The sequence below is a fragment of the Terribacillus aidingensis genome, from assembly GCF_900215625.1.
GTDB classification, from domain to species: Bacteria; Bacillota; Bacilli; order Bacillales; family Amphibacillaceae; genus Terribacillus; species Terribacillus aidingensis.
On record NZ_OBEK01000002.1, the window covers coordinates 885,423 to 901,444 of the forward strand.

General features: G+C 41.9%; 17 protein-coding genes and 2 other annotated features. Of the genes, 4 read left to right on the forward strand and 13 right to left on the reverse strand.

All coding sequences use genetic code 11. The features are described 5' to 3' along the window. Nucleotides 1-10 precede the first annotated feature (10 nt). From CRO17_RS09855 to CRO17_RS09865, 3 genes are all read right to left on the reverse strand, one after another. Entirely contained in the window at nt 11-1,051 is a 1,041-nt protein-coding gene (locus CRO17_RS09855) for a rod shape-determining protein (protein ID WP_077308392.1), read from the reverse strand. 248 nt (nt 1,052-1,299) lie between these two features. Then, nucleotides 1,300-1,974: a RadC family protein gene (gene radC / locus CRO17_RS09860; protein ID WP_097042010.1), complete on the reverse strand. Its 675-nt coding sequence runs from the start codon at nt 1,972-1,974 to the stop codon at nt 1,300-1,302. A gap of 341 nt (nt 1,975-2,315) precedes the next feature. After that, nucleotides 2,316-2,657, reverse strand: coding sequence for a winged helix-turn-helix transcriptional regulator (locus CRO17_RS09865; RefSeq protein WP_097041675.1), 342 nt, complete (start codon nt 2,655-2,657; stop codon nt 2,316-2,318). Between the two features lie 104 nt (nt 2,658-2,761). Between CRO17_RS09865 and CRO17_RS09870 the strand changes: the two genes are divergently transcribed. Continuing rightward, nucleotides 2,762-3,343 (forward strand): NAD(P)H-dependent oxidoreductase, encoded by a 582-nt coding sequence (locus tag CRO17_RS09870; RefSeq protein ID WP_097041677.1) that lies wholly within the window; start codon nt 2,762-2,764, stop codon nt 3,341-3,343. Nucleotides 3,344-3,798: 455 nt separating this feature from the next. Here the strand turns inward: CRO17_RS09870 and CRO17_RS09875 are convergent, their stop codons facing one another. The 8 genes from CRO17_RS09875 to CRO17_RS09900 form a co-directional block, all read right to left on the reverse strand. Continuing rightward, entirely contained in the window at nt 3,799-4,626 is an 828-nt protein-coding gene (locus CRO17_RS09875; protein WP_097041679.1) for a hypothetical protein, read from the reverse strand. Nucleotides 4,627-4,873: 247 nt separating this feature from the next. Beyond that, the gene (locus CRO17_RS17500) at nt 4,874-5,044 is read right to left on the reverse strand and encodes a hypothetical protein (RefSeq protein ID WP_179636945.1); all 171 of its coding nucleotides are present in this window, start codon (nt 5,042-5,044) and stop codon (nt 4,874-4,876) included. 138 nt (nt 5,045-5,182) lie between these two features. After that, complete coding sequence (locus CRO17_RS09880; protein WP_097041680.1) at nt 5,183-5,938, reverse strand: prepilin peptidase; 756 nt, start codon at nt 5,936-5,938, stop codon at nt 5,183-5,185. A gap of 67 nt (nt 5,939-6,005) precedes the next feature. Next, nucleotides 6,006-6,143: a hypothetical protein gene (locus CRO17_RS17505; protein WP_179636947.1), complete on the reverse strand. Its 138-nt coding sequence runs from the start codon at nt 6,141-6,143 to the stop codon at nt 6,006-6,008. 363 nt (nt 6,144-6,506) lie between these two features. After that, nucleotides 6,507-6,749, reverse strand: a complete 243-nt coding sequence (locus CRO17_RS09885) for a type II secretion system F family protein (protein ID WP_097041682.1) — start codon at nt 6,747-6,749, stop codon at nt 6,507-6,509. Nucleotides 6,750-6,980: 231 nt separating this feature from the next. Next, nucleotides 6,981-7,508, reverse strand: a complete 528-nt coding sequence (locus CRO17_RS09890) for a YceI family protein (RefSeq protein WP_097041685.1) — start codon at nt 7,506-7,508, stop codon at nt 6,981-6,983. 104 nt (nt 7,509-7,612) lie between these two features. Then, nucleotides 7,613-9,349 carry a sensor domain-containing diguanylate cyclase gene (locus CRO17_RS09895; protein WP_097041687.1) on the reverse strand — a complete coding sequence of 579 codons (1,737 nt, stop codon included), beginning with the start codon at nt 9,347-9,349 and terminating at the stop codon, nt 7,613-7,615. Nucleotides 9,350-9,418: 69 nt separating this feature from the next. Then, a complete protein-coding gene (locus CRO17_RS09900; RefSeq protein ID WP_179636949.1) occupies nt 9,419-10,642 on the reverse strand; it encodes a bifunctional folylpolyglutamate synthase/dihydrofolate synthase in 1,224 nt (407 codons plus the stop codon). A 111-nt stretch (nt 10,643-10,753) separates the two neighbouring features. Here CRO17_RS09900 and CRO17_RS09905 point away from each other — a divergent pair, with 111 nt between their 5' ends. The 3 genes from CRO17_RS09905 to CRO17_RS09915 all read left to right on the forward strand — a co-directional run bounded on the left by CRO17_RS09905 (nt 10,754) and on the right by CRO17_RS09915 (nt 13,437). Next, complete coding sequence (locus CRO17_RS09905) at nt 10,754-11,647, forward strand: ATP-grasp domain-containing protein (protein WP_097041691.1); 894 nt, start codon at nt 10,754-10,756, stop codon at nt 11,645-11,647. Continuing rightward, nucleotides 11,644-12,489: an ATP-grasp domain-containing protein gene (locus CRO17_RS09910; RefSeq protein ID WP_097041693.1), complete on the forward strand. Its 846-nt coding sequence runs from the start codon at nt 11,644-11,646 to the stop codon at nt 12,487-12,489. Before CRO17_RS09905 ends, CRO17_RS09910 begins: the two co-directional genes overlap by 4 nt. Before the next feature lie 156 nt (nt 12,490-12,645). Then, entirely contained in the window at nt 12,646-13,437 is a 792-nt protein-coding gene (locus CRO17_RS09915; RefSeq protein WP_097041694.1) for an ABC transporter ATP-binding protein, read from the forward strand. Nucleotides 13,438-13,450: 13 nt separating this feature from the next. Here CRO17_RS09915 and CRO17_RS09920 read toward each other — a convergent pair whose 3' ends face one another. Continuing rightward, on the reverse strand, nt 13,451-13,699 hold the full coding sequence (locus CRO17_RS09920; RefSeq protein WP_097041696.1) for an exonuclease: 249 nt from the start codon (nt 13,697-13,699) through the stop codon (nt 13,451-13,453). A 191-nt stretch (nt 13,700-13,890) separates the two neighbouring features. Further along, on the reverse strand, nt 13,891-15,234 hold the full coding sequence (locus CRO17_RS09925) for an amino acid permease (RefSeq protein WP_425444436.1): 1,344 nt from the start codon (nt 15,232-15,234) through the stop codon (nt 13,891-13,893). A 114-nt stretch (nt 15,235-15,348) separates the two neighbouring features. Further along, nucleotides 15,349-15,568 (reverse strand) — a binding site (T-box leader). A 35-nt stretch (nt 15,569-15,603) separates the two neighbouring features. Next, nucleotides 15,604-15,826: a binding site (T-box leader), on the reverse strand. Nucleotides 15,827-16,022: the final 196 nt, after the last annotated feature.

A 16,022-nucleotide genomic window follows, 5' to 3' on the forward strand; every position in this document is an offset into this window, starting at 1 on the left:
CTCACCCAACTCATTTTTTGGTTGCTTTGGAAAATACATGCGGATGTGCACGGAAATGTTCAATAAATTCAAGCGATTTCCCCGTGCCAATAGCGACACTGTCCAGCGGGTTTTCTGCTACAAAGACAGGCATTTTCGTTTCTTCACTAATAACGCTGTCCAAGTTGCGCAGCATAGCTCCGCCGCCAGAAAGAACAATACCGCGGTCCATAATATCTGCTGCCAATTCAGGCGGCGTTTTTTCCAATGTCAGCTTCACAGCGTCCACAATGGCGCTAACAGTATCTGCCAACGCTCCGGAAATTTCTTTTGCATTAACACTGATGGTTTTCGGCAAACCAGTCAGAAGGTCGCGTCCGCGAATCTCTGTTTCTTCGTCTCCTTCTGGTACACCAGCATGACCAAGATCCATCTTCAGCTGTTCTGCCGAGCGCTCCCCAATCATAAGGTTGTACGTCTTCCGGATATATTGTGTGATTGCTTCGTCCATGTCGTCTCCAGCAGTACGGATTGACTGGCTCGTTACAATACCACCCAAACTAATAATCGCAACTTCTGTCGTACCGCCGCCGATATCGACAATCATGCTGCCTGTTGGTTCCCAGACAGGAAGTCCTGCGCCAATTGCAGCTGCAAACGGCTCAGCAATTGGGAATGCTTCTTTTGCTCCAGCTTGTTTCGTTGCATCAATAACTGCACGTTCTTCTACCATCGTAATACCAGACGGTACACACACCATGACATTTGGCTTTTTCGCAAAAGAAGAACGATTGCGCTGGGCTTGCTTAATATAATATTTCATCATCGTTGCCGTTGTATCGTAATCCGCAATGACTCCATCCTTCATCGGACGGATTACACGGATATTTCCAGGAGTTCTGCCAATCATATTACGAGCGTCGCTTCCGACTGCTTCTACCTGTCCTGTTTCTACGTTTGTTGCCACTACAGAAGGTTCACGGACAACTACGCCTTTCCCCTTTACAAAAACCAATGTATTTGCTGTACCTAGGTCAATTCCTAAGTCTTGTGATAAACTGAATTTCGCCACAATTAATTCTCCTTTTCCGAGTCCGTTCCTGTTTCAGCATAGCTGCAAACAGCCGTGCAAACATTCTTCATATCTTGTCTCATTTTGTTGTACTTTATCATAGCAGATTTCAATCAGCCAGACATTGTTTTATCAGGTAAGAAAATATACCATCAGAAGAAGCGCCAGCTAGTAAGAACTACCATGCTAGGCGCTTATCTTCAAAGCTAGTTATAATTATACGAGAAAACTAAAAAAATAGATAGTAATTACAAGTATCCTTTTTCCTTCAGTGAAATAAACTTCCGATCACCGATTACAAGATGGTCCAAAAGCTCTATGCCAATCATCTTGCCACAATCCTGCAGACGTTTGGTAACGTGGATATCTTCTTGTGATGGGGAAGGATCTCCTGACGGATGATTGTGAGCACAAATGATAGAAGCCGCAGAGCGCCTGACAGCTTCGCGGAACACTTCACGAGGATGTACGATAGAGGCGTTAAGGCTGCCGATGAAGATTGTCTGCCGGTGAACGATATGATTTTTTGTATTTAAAAATAAGACAACAAAATGTTCCTGCTGCAAATTGCGCATTTCCTCCATAACATAATCCGCTCCATCCTTTGGGCTGCGGATTGTGTATCTTTCTGCCGGCTTGTAGCGATGAAGCCGCTGTCCAAGCTCAATTGCCGCAATGATAAGTACACCTTTAGCTGTTCCAATCCCTTTGATAGCAGTCAACTCTTCGATTGTCGCATCACGCAGCAGCTGCAATCCTTCAAAATGCATTAATAATCGCTGTGCAAGCAATGTGACGGACTCATCCTTCGTCCCGCTCCCTAGCAGAATTGCGAATAATTCTGCATTGGATAAATGAGCTGGTCCCAGCTCGAGCAGCCTTTCCCGCGGCCGATCTTCTTTTGGCACCGACTTTATCTTCATTTCTGTTTGCAACAAAATACCGCCTTCCTTTTGACTCGGAATCCTGTGTGGCTGACAGGTTAGGAGCATCGTAACGAAAGGCGGCTATTGTTTCAAATGGCTGTTTTGAGAGATTTAATTGTGAATCTACACACATAAAGGAAAATCTAACTTAGGAAATATAAATTCTCTGTAGTAGAACTGTTATAAATTTATTTACCTTTTACCGTTAGGTTATGCTCCTTCTTATTAGAAAGCACCATTTGTTGAGATCCATTAAAATAAACTTTATTCTAAAAAATTTAATGATTATATATCTATTAACAAGAAATTTGAAACGAGTTCAGATGAATTTTTTTAATTTACTTTTTTTCTAATTGACCTTCTCCCCAGTAGCAAATGGCATCTAATACAGGAATCAATGATAATCCCTTTTCGGATAAGCTATATTCTACTTTCGGAGGAACTTGAGGATATTCTTTACGATGAATTAGCAGATCATGTTCAAGTTCTTTTAACGTATTGGTTAACGTTTTAAAAGAAATAGTACCAAGCATTCGTTTTAGCTGATTATAGCGAATAGGATCTTCGTAAATATATAAGGCGTATAAAACCACCATTTTGTACTTCCCGCCAATTAAAGACAACGTATATCCAAAACCGGTACCCTTAATGGGAGCATTAAAATCATAGCGTTCCTCCAATTTACACTCTCCTTTAGGTTAGTATCGCACTTTAATTACCGTACTTGTAGATTGTTATACCATTCCATAAAATAAAAGTACACTAAACACAGGAGGATCCGATAATGAAAACAATTATCTACGCACATCCATGGAAAGGAAGTTTTAATCATGCAATTTTATCTGCCATAACTGAAGACTTAAAAGCTAATGGAGAGACTTTTCAAGTGATTGACCTTTATAAGGATGAGTTTAATCCCGTGTTTACAGCTGCTGAATTGAAGCTATTTAACGTAGGTGACACCCCGTATGAATTAGTTAAGGAATATCAAAAGAAATTAAACCAAGCAACTGAATTGATTTTTATCTTCCCTGTCTGGTGGTGGGACTTACCTGCTATTTTAAAAGGATTTATTGATAAAGTAATGTTGACTGGTTTTGCTTTCTTAGAAGACAGCAAAACAAATGAACTAAAAGGATTATTAACAAACATAAAGAAAACAACCATAATCTCGACTTCTACAACTGATAAATTATATATTGAATCACAAGGTGGAAATGCCATTCAGGGAGTCTTCATCAATCGAACTCTAGCTGACCTGGGAATTAAAAATGAATACACCAAATGGATTAATTTTTCTGGAGTAAACTTGACAACGGATGAGAATAGAAAACTATTTTTAGAAGAAGTACCTCAGAGAATTTAGAAAGGTACTTTACTACCTCATAAAGGAACGTGCATATGGCAGGAAGCTCAGCTAGAAGCTAGCTTTAAGAACAGTAAATTCTACAATATATATGTACACAGCGTAACGCCTTTTAATGAAACCGTCTATCCAAATAACCATTGATGGATATGGAAGAACAGCCTCTCCTTACGATTTCATTGTCGAGGCTTAGGAATCCCTTACTCATCTCTTGAAAGCACTAGAAACCTGAACTACAAATAACTATAAAAAAGCGGCTGGGACATAAGTGTTTTTGAGTTAAAACAATCCAAACAATACTGCGATAATAGCAGCATTGTTTGAATTGTTTTTCTACATTAAAAAGTGGAATCAGAGCACCTCTTCAGAGAAACACTCCGCTATACTGCAAGCGGCTGTCCAGATCACTAACTCTCATCTGACATTTAGTTTTTTCATTGTTCTCACTAACCTAGTTACTGCGAAGCCTTTTGAAGGCTGGCTGCCTCATGCCATACTGGCAGCATCATACTAGCAGTGAACGTCCCTTGTTCCATCGCGCTGATTGCTTCGGCTGATGCAGCTTTCACTTCGGCTGCTTCAGCTGGTACTTTTTCCTGCCATGCTTTCCATAGAGCTGGTTCTTGATTGTCACCTGCTGCAAGTAATACAGCGAGCTCGTCCTGCCAGTCAGTGCTTGTGGCTTCTACTCCTGGATCCCACGTTTTCACGTAGCTTTCATAACCTTGCGCTTGCAGTTGTGCTGCTGCTGCTTCCGCCTCTTCTTTTGATCCGCCCATTCCTGTCAATAAGAAGAATTGTCCATTCTTTTCCCATAGAACAGCAGGAACTCCAGCTTCGACGTAGCGTTGCGCCACTTCTTGTCCAATATCTTCTTGATTATAAACACCGCCCTGTACAACGTAAGCAGTCAAATCTCCAAACGCACCCGCGTTAACAGCAGCTTCCTTTGTCGCTACAGGCACTGCTGCGCCGCTTGTCTCGGATTCGATACCTGCTGTATAACGCAACAGCAAGAACCCCAGCACAACACCGATTAACGCCGCACCAAGCGCAGCTGCTGTCAGTTTCTTCGCAATTGGTGACATCGTCAGCCTACTTTTATCTGACGGCTTCTTATCCAGCTGATCTAATACCGGCACATCCTTTTCGACTGTCGCTGCTGCTTCTTCGTCATAAAGTGTGTAGCTTCCCTCGCCGACCATCTCTTCTTTTGCCTGCTGCTGTTGACTTCTCTGCTTCTTGCCGCCCATTTTGACGGAAAATCCTTTTTTCTCTTCCATTCTGCACCTCTTTTATGAATGATTTGGACTAACTCTAGCACAGCTAAAACTAGAAGTAAGAGAAATGCTGTCGAGACAAAAAAAGAGTGTTCGACAGGAAGAACCCATCAAACACTCTTTTCTACGAATTAAGAAGCAGGATTGGAGAATACACGTAAAGATATGGTTGCAATATAGCTGTTTTCCGAGGCATTTGTCACGTCAATTTGTTCTATCTCTGCCTTACGCTGCATAGCATCAACTTGTGTTAGAAATTCGTGCCATGCTTTGTAATCAGAAGAAGCTGTGCTGAGCTGATAGACAAAGGACCCATCTGCTGCGGTAGTCGTATCATTGGAAATGAATCCGCCAGCAATTCAAAATCCAGAACTGGATCTTCAAAAGGCAGCTGATTCGTATGCTGTAATTCTGAATACAAAAACGGTTAGATTTTCTCTCGTTTTAATTACTCGGCACTTGAAGCTGCCGAAGCGTTACTGCCTTGGTCAGTCAATGTAAATAATAAGTCGCGACACACCAGTGTTTTTTTTGCTTTTTAAACATGAACGACCCTTATTTAAAAGAATGATTTAAAGTACCAGCTGATCATTGCTTCCCCATGAAAATAGGTAATCAGTGCCCCTAGCAGAATGTAGGGCCCAAAAGGAATGGCCTGCTTCCGCTTCAGCACTTTTGTTAAAAGGAGCATAAAACTGATTATTGCCCCAATAACTGACGCTAAGAAGAACGTAAGCAAAACACCCTTCCAGCCAAGCACGACTCCCAGCACAACAAACAACTTCAAATCCCCGCCGCCCATCCCGCCTCGGCTGAATAAAATAACAAGGAAAAGCAGCACAAACGCCACAACAGCTCCAATGATAGAATTCCACCAAGGATCTAATGGGGTGATGACGCGAAGAATAATGAATAGAGGAAGAAAGAACAGCAATATCTTATTAGGAATCAGCATGAATTTCATATCTGTAACGAACAGAATTGCAGCCATAGATACCAATACAAAAGCAGTAACCAGCTCCCATTCTAGTCCGATAACATAATAGCTACAGCTAAATAGCAAGCCTGTTGCTAGCTCTGTGAAGGGATAGAGTGGAGATATATTCTGTTTACAACTGCGGCATTTCCCGCCAAGAGTTATGTAGGAGATTACTGGTATTAAATCGTATGCTTTAAGCTGCTGCTTACAATTAGGGCAGTAAGAGCGTTCGGATTGGAACATCTTTTTTTGAGGTACGCGCATCCCGACTACGTTGTAGAAGGAACCGAGGACACCGCCAAGTATAATGAAGTAAAAAAATAGAAAAATCGACATAAAGTTTCACTCTCCATATGGAAAGACAGAAATTTCTTAAGAGGAGAGATTTCTGCTTAGGTTTTCTTTACTCTGAATCTTTTGATCCAGCAGTACCTTTTGCACTACCCGCAGTAATTTCAGCTTCCCACTGACCTTTTGATAGTGTCACTTTACTTTCTGTTTTACTATATGCTGTACTATCTAGGAGCACTGAGATAGCCACCTATAATAAGGCCACCTCGTGTATATGTATGTACCTCCCATGGACTTTCCTTTATTATGTAGTAGTTTCCGGCCATGCGGAAACAAGAATGATTAATATGGCCGGTTGTACTACTAGATTCAAAATAACCAAGTATCCACATACAGTTCTTTTTCAATGCTTCCTATTAATCCAGTAAGATTATATCAAACTATAGCGGAAAATCCACCTATAAAACGTAAAAATACTGTTATTTTGTCATTTTTATAGTTCCTTACTACTGTAAGTTTTCATATATTGAGAACATCGGAATAACAACAGCCGTGACAATACTACCAACCATTGCGGATAAAATAAGAATTAAGATACAAACATTGCTTTTAATCACTCAGCAGCATAATTCAGCTCCTGTTCATAAAAAACAGCAACGCGATGCAGCAAGCTGTCCATAGAACCTGATTTCTCTCCTTCCCGAATCATTTGTGTAATCATCGGCAGGAATGCCCAGTGCCCTTCCATTTGCTTGGCGAGTGAGTCACCTTTCTCTTCATAGCAATCCTGTCTCTTGTCCATTTGCACGACGAACAAGTCGCTGTGATAGCTGTCGAGACCGTTTATAAGTCTCACAGCTCTCTGACAAGAATGACACTCTCCTTGCACAATAATGCTAAAATTATAGCGGGCGACAACATAACAGTCGATGGAAAAACCGAGTATAACTGGTCAAATGCCACCGTCAGCGCCGGAGGAAGCAATTCGATTAACCAGAGCAATGTTCCTATTATGACAATCCTGAATAAACAAAAATACCAAAAATAAAGACCTACCCCACGCGGGATAGGTCTTTCCTTATATTCTTTATTCTACAACAAACTCAAAGTCAGCTGTAAACTTAACTTCTTTCCCGATCAATACGCCGCCTGTTTCTAGTGCTGCGTTGTACGTTAGGCCGTATGCTTCGCGATTGATTTTACCTTCTACTTCGAAGCCGGCGATTGTGCTGCCGTCCATTGGGTTTTTGGATGTGCCATTGTACGCTGCTTTGAAAGTTTCTTCATTTGTTACGCCTTTGATAGTGAAGTCGCCAGTGATTTCGAGTTCGTCATCGGAAATTTTTTTAACAGATTTGCTTTTAAAAGTCATGGCAGGATGGTTGGCTGCGTCGAAGAAGTCTCCGGACTGCAGGTGACCGTCGCGGTCCTGGTTGCCTGTATTAATAGAAGTCGGATGGATAGTTACGGTAACAGAAGCGTTATCCAAATCATTCAAGTCTCCGCTGAATTGTACGTCGAAGTCCTCAAATTTCCCCTTTGCTTTGGAAACCATCATATGTTTCACCGTGAATGAAATACCGCTGTGAGCTTTATCCAATTTCAATGCTGCCATGTTTGTTCCTCCTCAGTTTCGTTTCTTTATTAAGTTACTTTATGTAAGTTACTATATATTAATCACTTTGTTACGTCAACAGCAAATACAAAAAAACATCCCTATCAAGAAGGAATGTTTTCTGGACTTTGTTCAATTTGATTATAAATCGCTACTCTGTTCCGGCCCCGCTGTTTTGCACCAACATACATGGCACGGTCGGCATGCCGGACAAGCTCGAGGTGATCTTCACTGTTCTCTGGGTAAGATGCTACGCCAATACTAGCCGTGACAGCAAGTGTCACAATTGATTGGTCTCTAAGATAATGCTGCGTGATAAAAATACGCTCTGTCATGCACTGCTGCACTTCTGACGCAATAGCTGCTGCTTCATCTGATATGCAGCCAGGAAGAATAATAGAAAATTCTTCTCCGCCATAGCGTGCCAGTACGCTTTCTTCAGGTGAAACTAAACTTAATCTGTCTGCTACTTGGCGCAGCACATCATTCCCTGCTTCATGTCCATATGTGTCGTTCACTTGTTTGAAGTGATCCAAATCAATCATAATCAAAGATACTGGTTCTGATGTGTCACGATACTCAAACAGCTTATGCAATTCTTTTTCGAAATAACGATAATTATACAGTCCAGTTAACGCACAGCGCTCACTGAATTTCTTTGTTTGTTCATAGTTAACAGCATTCAGCAAACTGACGGCCATAAAATCCGCCAGCAAATGGACGAGCGTATATTGATATTTTTCGTATGCGTTCCGCTGATCGGACAATAACACAAGCATACCGATCATTTGATTCTCACGTTGTATCGGCAGACACATCAAACTCTCACTGTACGCCGGCGCAGTAACTTTCCAATTGTGTTGCCATTGTTTCCGTTTGCCGTATCGCACGCCAGCGCCATTTGCACAAAATGTGTAGCCTATCCCTTCTCCTTTATTTATCCGAATTCCTTGCTTATAGGGAGAGTGATTTTTAGGGTCATACAAACGAATTAATTTTAGTGCGTCCCCTTCTCTTACATCGAAGAGCAGAGCCTGATCAACGGGGACAAGTTCCACAATACGCTCCATAAACAGGTCGAGCGTCTCTTTCACATTCAACTGCGCGGTCAGCTCATGTCCTATTTCACTGACCATCCGCAGCCGCTCATTCATGCTCCGGCTGCCATAGTAGAGCCGCAAAATATATGACGTACTGGCAATGGAAAAACCGATAAATAAGACAGCAATCGCACCAATCTCGTGATACAGCAAATGCAGAAGAAGTGCTGCTGGTAAAATATAAAAAGTCGTCATAAATTCCCAAAAAAAACTACGTTCAAAAATTTTGTCCCGTTTACCATATATGAATCTTCTTGTTAAAGTAATCAAAACATGATTTAACAGAAAAAGTGTTAAGGAATAAGCCAATATGGCTATAATATGCAGCGGAGTTCCCAGTGTCTTTTCACTTCCAGGCAATTCAAAAAGATGATACACACCCGCTGCGCTGACGGACATTACCAAGAACATTACATAATTTAAAGGAATTCGGAAGATATCTTTTCTTGTCACCCGCACTTGCAGCAGCACAATCGTGATGCTGAGAGTTGTAATAATCAATTCAATAAATAAGCCGAAGTTGAGATAAATTACCAAGGTGATGCCATTGAGGAAGAAAACAGGTATTTGGTTAACCATGATTGGGAAAAGTGCAACAACAATAGCCAGCGTGGTAAATGCACTTAAATCCAGCCATTTGATTTCCTGAATGTCAGTATGTTGATAGATCATAAACAAAGAAACAGGCCAAATGATCAACCACGCTATCCAAATCCAAAGTCTCTTGCTGCTGCTCACCATCTTGTTTCTTCCTTCCTGCTTGTCTTACACGAACTTGTAAATTTTAGACAATTAAAAATAACATGTTTTTCAATTTTTTACAATATACGCTCTTACTTGATAAATAAAATGAAGTGATCCAGTTACAAAATAAACAGTATCTCTTAGATTAGCTGCATATGCCTGGTCAACCCACTCCGACCACTTTTCTGTCATATGTACTCCCGGGAAGGTTTCTGTCAGTGTTTCTAAGTCTGCGGCACGCTCATGATTAAAAGTTGTTAAAGTGATCTCATCTGTAATCAAGTGCAATTGCTGCAGCATCTGCTCAAACGGCTTGTCCAGAAATGCACCGAAGAGAACCTTTATTTTTTTGCCTGGGTAATTTGCTTGTACCGTTTTAACAAAAGCAGCCATACCTTCTGAATTATGTGCTCCATCAAGGATAATTTCAGGTTCTTTGTCGATAAGCTCAAATCTTCCTGGCAGCTGCGTCTGGCTTATTGCTTGTCTTACTTTATCTTCCTCTAAAGCAACCCCTAACCCCTGAAGAACACGACAAGCTTCCGCTGCAAGTGCTGCATTCAGCTTTTGGTGCGGACCTCTCATTTTAGGATGTACTTGCAATCGTTCTGCATCTTCTGCTCTTACCCAATTGAGCGGCACTCCTATCGCCTTTGCATGCGCTTCGAGTCCGTCAATGGCCTCCTCCTGGGTTGCAGCACTAAGTACTGGTGCTCCAGCCTTCATAATTCCAGCTTTTTCTGAAGCGATGTCTGCAATTGTATTTCCTAAGAACTTCTGATGATCAAGTCCGATATTGGTAATAATGCTGAGTAATGGCTGCTGCAAGACATTGGTCGCGTCGCCCATGCCGCCCATGCCTGCTTCAATCACACTGATGTCAGCATGTTTGGCCAAGTAGGAAAAAGCGATACAAACATGTATTTCAAACTCACTCGGATGCGCATCTTGACCGTCCATTTCTTCAATTACTGCAAGCAGCGAATTACACTCATACACAAATGCTTCCTCTGTTATCCAATGACCGTCCACTTGAATGCTTTCCAAAAAGCCGCCTGGAGTCGGTGAAGTAAAGCTTCCCGCTTTCCAGTTATTTGCTGTAAGGGCGCGGGCAATATAAGCAGCTGTCGAGCCTTTGCCATTTGTACCTGCAATATGTATGGTTTTCATTCGCCGCTCAGGATTGCCTGATGCTTCTAGCAGCTGCTGGACCCGGTGCAGCCCCGGCTTAATGCCAAGATGTCTTCGACTGGCCAAAAAAGCTTCTGCTTGTGCTAGATTTTCAAACATAAGCATCTCCTTCCATGTATAATGGACTATTATAACAAACTAGATCGTGCTGCCACTATAGAAATAATTTCTTCATATGTAGCGCGTCTCCTAAAGAAAGGAACTTCAACTATGGCTACACCGAAACTTGGCTGGGTCATCTACAATGGCCACCTTGGCGGAAAAAAGTTTCTCGATTTTGCAGAATGGATGCAGCGCGCCGCCAAAACTCAGAATATTAATATGAAAATCATTAAAAATAACGCATTGTTAGGAGTCGTCGGTACCGCTAACGGTTTGCTCCAAGAATCAGAGGATATGCCAGATTTTGTCGTCTTTAGTGACAAAGATATTCCGCTTGCGCAGCAGCTGGAAACCTTAGGAATTCCGTTATTCAACTCCAGTAGATCTATCGCCTTATGTGACAATAAGATCCTGATGTACCAAGCACTTGCTGCAGCAGATATTGCAATACCGAAAACAATTATTGCACCAAAAATATTCCCAGGTACCTTACCTGTTCAGCTGGATACGTTTGAACCTGCAATAGCAGAACTCGGCTTTCCGATGATTGTCAAGGAAGCATTCGGTTCTTTCGGGGAACAAGTGTATCTTATCGAGACAAAAGAGCAACTACATAAGAAAATAAAAGAAATCGGCACTGAGCCCTTTGTTCTGCAAGAATACATCCATACAAGTCATGGCCGTGATATCCGCATAAATGTTGTCGGCGGCCAAGTCGTTGCCTCTATGATTCGAGAATCAGATACTGATTTTCGCGCCAATGTATCACGAGGCGGCAGCATGCAGCCGTATACCCCTTCAGAAAAAGAGGCGGAACTCGCGATTGCTGCTGCACACACTGTCGGAACCAATTTTGCAGGTGTTGACCTGCTATTTGGACCTCAGGGGGAGCCAATTGTCTGTGAAGTTAATTCGAATGCGCATATCCGTTCCATCTTTGACTGTACGGGCGTCGATGTCTCTGATGCTATTATGTCACATATTAAAGAGATGCTGTCATGAATGGCTGGCTGATTTATAATCGAGAAGATGCAGAACGAAATGCTGCTTTTATTGATTGGTTTCTTACGGAAAGTGAGCAGCTCCACTTGAAATTGCGTCTCGTCTTCACGGAGGAGCTGTCTATTTCGATAACGCGCGGACAACCAGCCTTGAATCACAAAGAATACGACATTCCCGACTTTGCTATTGTACGGACCATTGATCCGCTGCTGACGGCACAGCTCGAGCAAGCAGGCGTTGCTTGTTTCAATAATGCACAAATAGCTGCCCTGGCGAATGACAAAATAAAAACCCATCTGGAATTAACAAAGCTTGGTATCCCGATGGTTGATATGGTTTTCCAAACGAATGTCCCTATCCCCCAGCCGCCGCTAGCTTACCCTTTTGTATGGAAATCAGCAGGCGGCCGTGGCGGCAAGGACGTACATTTAGTAGAAACACAGGCTCAATACGAGCATTTGCAGCAGCAATACATCAACCAGCCTATTCTCATGCAGCAGCTAGCACCGTCCGCGGGTAAAGATGTGCGCGTTTTTGTTATTGGCAAAACAATTATTGCGGCCGTTCTTCGCAGCAGTGCACAGGACTTCCGTGCAAATTATTCTCTTGGCGGCAGTGCCTCTCTCTACCATTTGAAAAAAGAAGAACAACAGCTCGTACAGCGCATTGTAGATCAGTACGATTTCGGCTTTGCAGGGATTGATTTTCTCTTTGATGAGGATGGGAGCTTTTTGTTTAATGAAATAGAAGATGTAGTAGGATGTAGAACGCTTAGTCAAGTGAGTGACGTAAATATTGTTCGGCTGTATCTGGAATACATAAAACAGTGTTTGAGAAAATAATGGAAGCAGCCACCCGAGCATTGAAATGATTAACGGTAATGATATAGACGCTCAAAGCAATATAGGGCGTCCCTGTTTTAAATTATTCGAATGTTTTGAATATGAATCTTCTATCTGTTTAACTTATCCTATAAGAACTGACAGGAGGCAATACATATGATCATAGAGTTAGAGAATGTGTCCTTAAAAAGAGATGGCAACTGGATATTACAGGACCTGAATTGGCAAGTGCAGAAAGGGCAAAACTGGGTTTTATTCGGGTTGAACGGATCTGGCAAAACCTCTCTTTTGAACTTGCTCAATGCATACAGCTTTCCGACAAAAGGAAATATGCAAGTATTAGGCAAAGAGTTTGGCCGTACATACCTTGCTGAAAAACTGCGTATCCAAATTGGTTTTGTTTCCTCCTCTATTCAGCAGAAGTTTGACTTGGGGAATAATGCATTTGAAGTTGTCTTGAGCGGTGCTTTTGCATCCATTGGACTCTATGAAAAGCCTACGGAGGAAATGAAAGAAAGTGCAGTACAGCTGCTTCATGATCTCGGCTGTTTTGCTTACGCAAATCGCCGCTACGAAACACTATCACTCGGGGAAAGACAACGTGTATTAATCGCTCGTGCTCTAATGGCAGATCCGCCGCTGCTTATTTTGGACGAGCCTGCCAATGGATTAGATTTTCTGGCTCGGGAAGCTTTATTAGAATCAATAGAAAGAATCAGCAGCAAGCCCAACGCACCAACTATTATTTATGTAACGCATCATATCGAGGAGATTTTACCGATATTTGATCAGACACTTCTGCTTAAGGAAGGAAAAGTATTCGCATCCGGCAGTACGAAAGAACTCATCTCCAGCGACCAGCTTTCTGCCTTTTTCGGCATTCCCGTCAACGTATTATGGGACCAAAATCGTCCGCTTTTATCTCGCGTACATGCACTCAACAAGTAAATGACAATGCCGCTTATTTATCAACCATCATTACATTCACATATATAACCAGCACAAAATTCGCGAGCACCACATACTGAATGGCAGCTATACTCCATTCAGCTGGAAATACAAACGGTACTAAAATCAATATAAAACCACTAACCAAATAGAAGGCGCTGGCAAGTTCAATAAATTTCTTTTTATCTCGGATTCGTTCTTGGTTATACCCGCGCAGGAAACGCAGCTTCTTTTTCACGTTAATAAAGTAAAGAAATAACAAACACGACGCCTAAAAAAACAGACATAACCTGCCTTTCCAAGCCATTCACCTCCGTAAATATATTCAGAAGCCTTGTGTCAAGAATTACAATATAGAAAAAAGAATGCTACATAATATTTATATAGCATTCTTTTCCATTTTATTTTATCTGAATTCTTGTTTAGTTTAAAGTGCGCCTTCATTTAGTTATTTCAAACTTTTCGATACCGTCCCACAACCAAAGCCAATACAATCAATATTGCCAATGCAGTAAAACAAACTACCGTTCCAACCGAAACTCCTTTACTAAACGTAGATCCAATTAAAATGACACCTAAGCCCGCAATTCCAACGATCGTAGTTGTTGGAAACAGCTTCATTTTGAAATACGGCATTTCAGCGTAGCCTGGGCGCAGTTTCAGCTGTGCTGCGCATATGCTTAACCATAGTAATAGCATCGTGAAGCCTGGTATTGTCATCATCGTGCCGATAATACTTTCTGGAGCAAAGTAAGCTAATCCGGCTCCTACCAGCAGTAAGCCGCCATTCAATGTGATCGCGTTGATGGGAGCTCCTGACTTAGAAGTCTTTGTCAAAGCTTGCGGCGCTTCTTTTTTTTCTGCTAAAGCAAACATCGTTCTGGAAGTCGCAAACATGCCGGAGTTCGCTGCTGAAAGAACAGCAGTCAATAAAATGAAGTTCATCACATGCGCAACTCCTGGTATGCCGATTGCATCCATCACTTGGGTAAATGGACTTTCCATGCCGGCAACTTGGTCCCAAGGAATTAATCCAGCGATAATGGTAATAGGCAGAATGTAAAAGATAAGCACCCGCCAAACGACGCCTTTGATTACTTTTGGCAATACTTTCTTAACATCTTTCGTTTCAGAAATGGCTACACCAATCAGTTCAGATCCGCCAAAAGAGAACATAACAATCAAACAAGCGCTGAATACACCCTGCAAGCCGTTCGGGAAGAATCCGCCATGACCGAGCAAATGCTGTGTTGGTGTGTCAGGAGCAAAATCTGTTAATCCTAACAAAACTGCTCCGCCTAATATAATAAAAAGTACTAGTGCGATAATTTTAATACTAGCAAACCAAAATTCCATTTCACCGTAAAACTTCACTTGCAGACTATTTATACTAATAATGATTGCGGCGCAAATCGCACTTAACAGCCAAAGCGGTGTTTCAGAAAACCAAAATTGTAAAAAAGATCCTGCTGCTAGGATTTCTACAATAGTAACGAGTGTCCAGTTGATCCAGTACAGCCAGCCAACGATAAACGAAATATGAAAACCAAATGCTTTATGAACTAAATGCTGCACATTATGATTCGGATACATCACTGCCATTTCAGCTAAGGCAACCATTACAATTAACAATAGTACGCCGCCCAGCAAGTAGGAAACAACAACACCTGGACCGGCAATTCCGATCGTTTCTCCGCTTCCTTTAAAAATACCGGTACCGATCATACCAGCTAATGCTAAAAATTGAACATGTCTAGGTAATAGCTCTTTCCTCAAACCATTTTGACTCATCTTGATCTCCTCTTTCCGTTCCTAATTTCTTCTGCTGTAATGCTGTATAAAAATAACCATCTTCCATGGTTAACCACCTCCTTAACGTCCTAAACAAAAAGTCCCTGCTGACATCTAATCAGCAGGGACGAATTATCGCGGTACCACCCTCATTATCGACATACGTATGCCGATCTCTCATGCTGCATAACGGCGCTTCACCGTCTTCCCCTCACCTTTGGCTTCGAGAAAGATGCTCCTGGACTGTAATTCATGCTGTTCTTTGCACTGACTCGCACCGGCCGTCAGCTCGCTTTTGCAGGGAGAACATACACTACTCTTATCCATTCATCGCTTGTTTATTATTCAAATAAAAAATCCCTGCTGAAAAATTTCAGCAGGGACGTGATTTTACGCGGTACCACCCTAATTATCAACATACGTATGTTGATCTCTCATTCTGCATAACGGCTCGTCACCGTCTTCTCCTCACCCTTTGGTTTCGAAGAAGATGCTCCTGGATTGTAATTCATGCTGTTCTTTGCACTGACTCGCACCAACCGTCAGCTCGCTTTTGCAGGGAAAACATACACTACTTTGTTCCATTCAACGCTCATTTATTAAGATATTTAGTATCCTACAGCATAGCAGTAAAAAGGTCAATATGTTAGAAGCATTTATTTTTTTTGAATACGGTAAAGCGTATTACTGACAGCAGCTCTTGCGGACGATAAACCCTATGCAGCTTGTATTTTGTTCTCTTTTCCATCCAAAAACAGTAAAACTTTATTACATATTTAAACAATAATTTTAGG

Coding starts and splice junctions, on each gene's coding strand:
- radC (WP_097042010.1), bottom strand. CDS start 1,974: ATGAAGATAAAGTCGGTGCCAAAAGAAGATCGGCCGCGGGAAAGGCTG.
- CRO17_RS09915 (WP_097041694.1), top strand. CDS start 12,646: ATGATCATAGAGTTAGAGAATGTGTCCTTAAAAAGAGATGGCAACTGG.
- CRO17_RS09875 (WP_097041679.1), bottom strand. CDS start 4,626: ATGGAAGAGAAAAAAGGATTTTCCGTCAAAATGGGCGGCAAGAAGCAG.
- CRO17_RS09880 (WP_097041680.1), bottom strand. CDS start 5,938: ATGTCGATTTTTCTATTTTTTTACTTCATTATACTTGGCGGTGTCCTC.
- CRO17_RS09890 (WP_097041685.1), bottom strand. CDS start 7,508: ATGGCAGCATTGAAATTGGATAAAGCTCACAGCGGTATTTCATTCACG.
- CRO17_RS09910 (WP_097041693.1), top strand. CDS start 11,644: ATGAATGGCTGGCTGATTTATAATCGAGAAGATGCAGAACGAAATGCT.
- CRO17_RS09895 (WP_097041687.1), bottom strand. CDS start 9,349: ATGGTGAGCAGCAGCAAGAGACTTTGGATTTGGATAGCGTGGTTGATC.
- CRO17_RS09870 (WP_097041677.1), top strand. CDS start 2,762: ATGAAAACAATTATCTACGCACATCCATGGAAAGGAAGTTTTAATCAT.
- CRO17_RS09900 (WP_179636949.1), bottom strand. CDS start 10,642: ATGTTTGAAAATCTAGCACAAGCAGAAGCTTTTTTGGCCAGTCGAAGA.
- CRO17_RS09905 (WP_097041691.1), top strand. CDS start 10,754: ATGGCTACACCGAAACTTGGCTGGGTCATCTACAATGGCCACCTTGGC.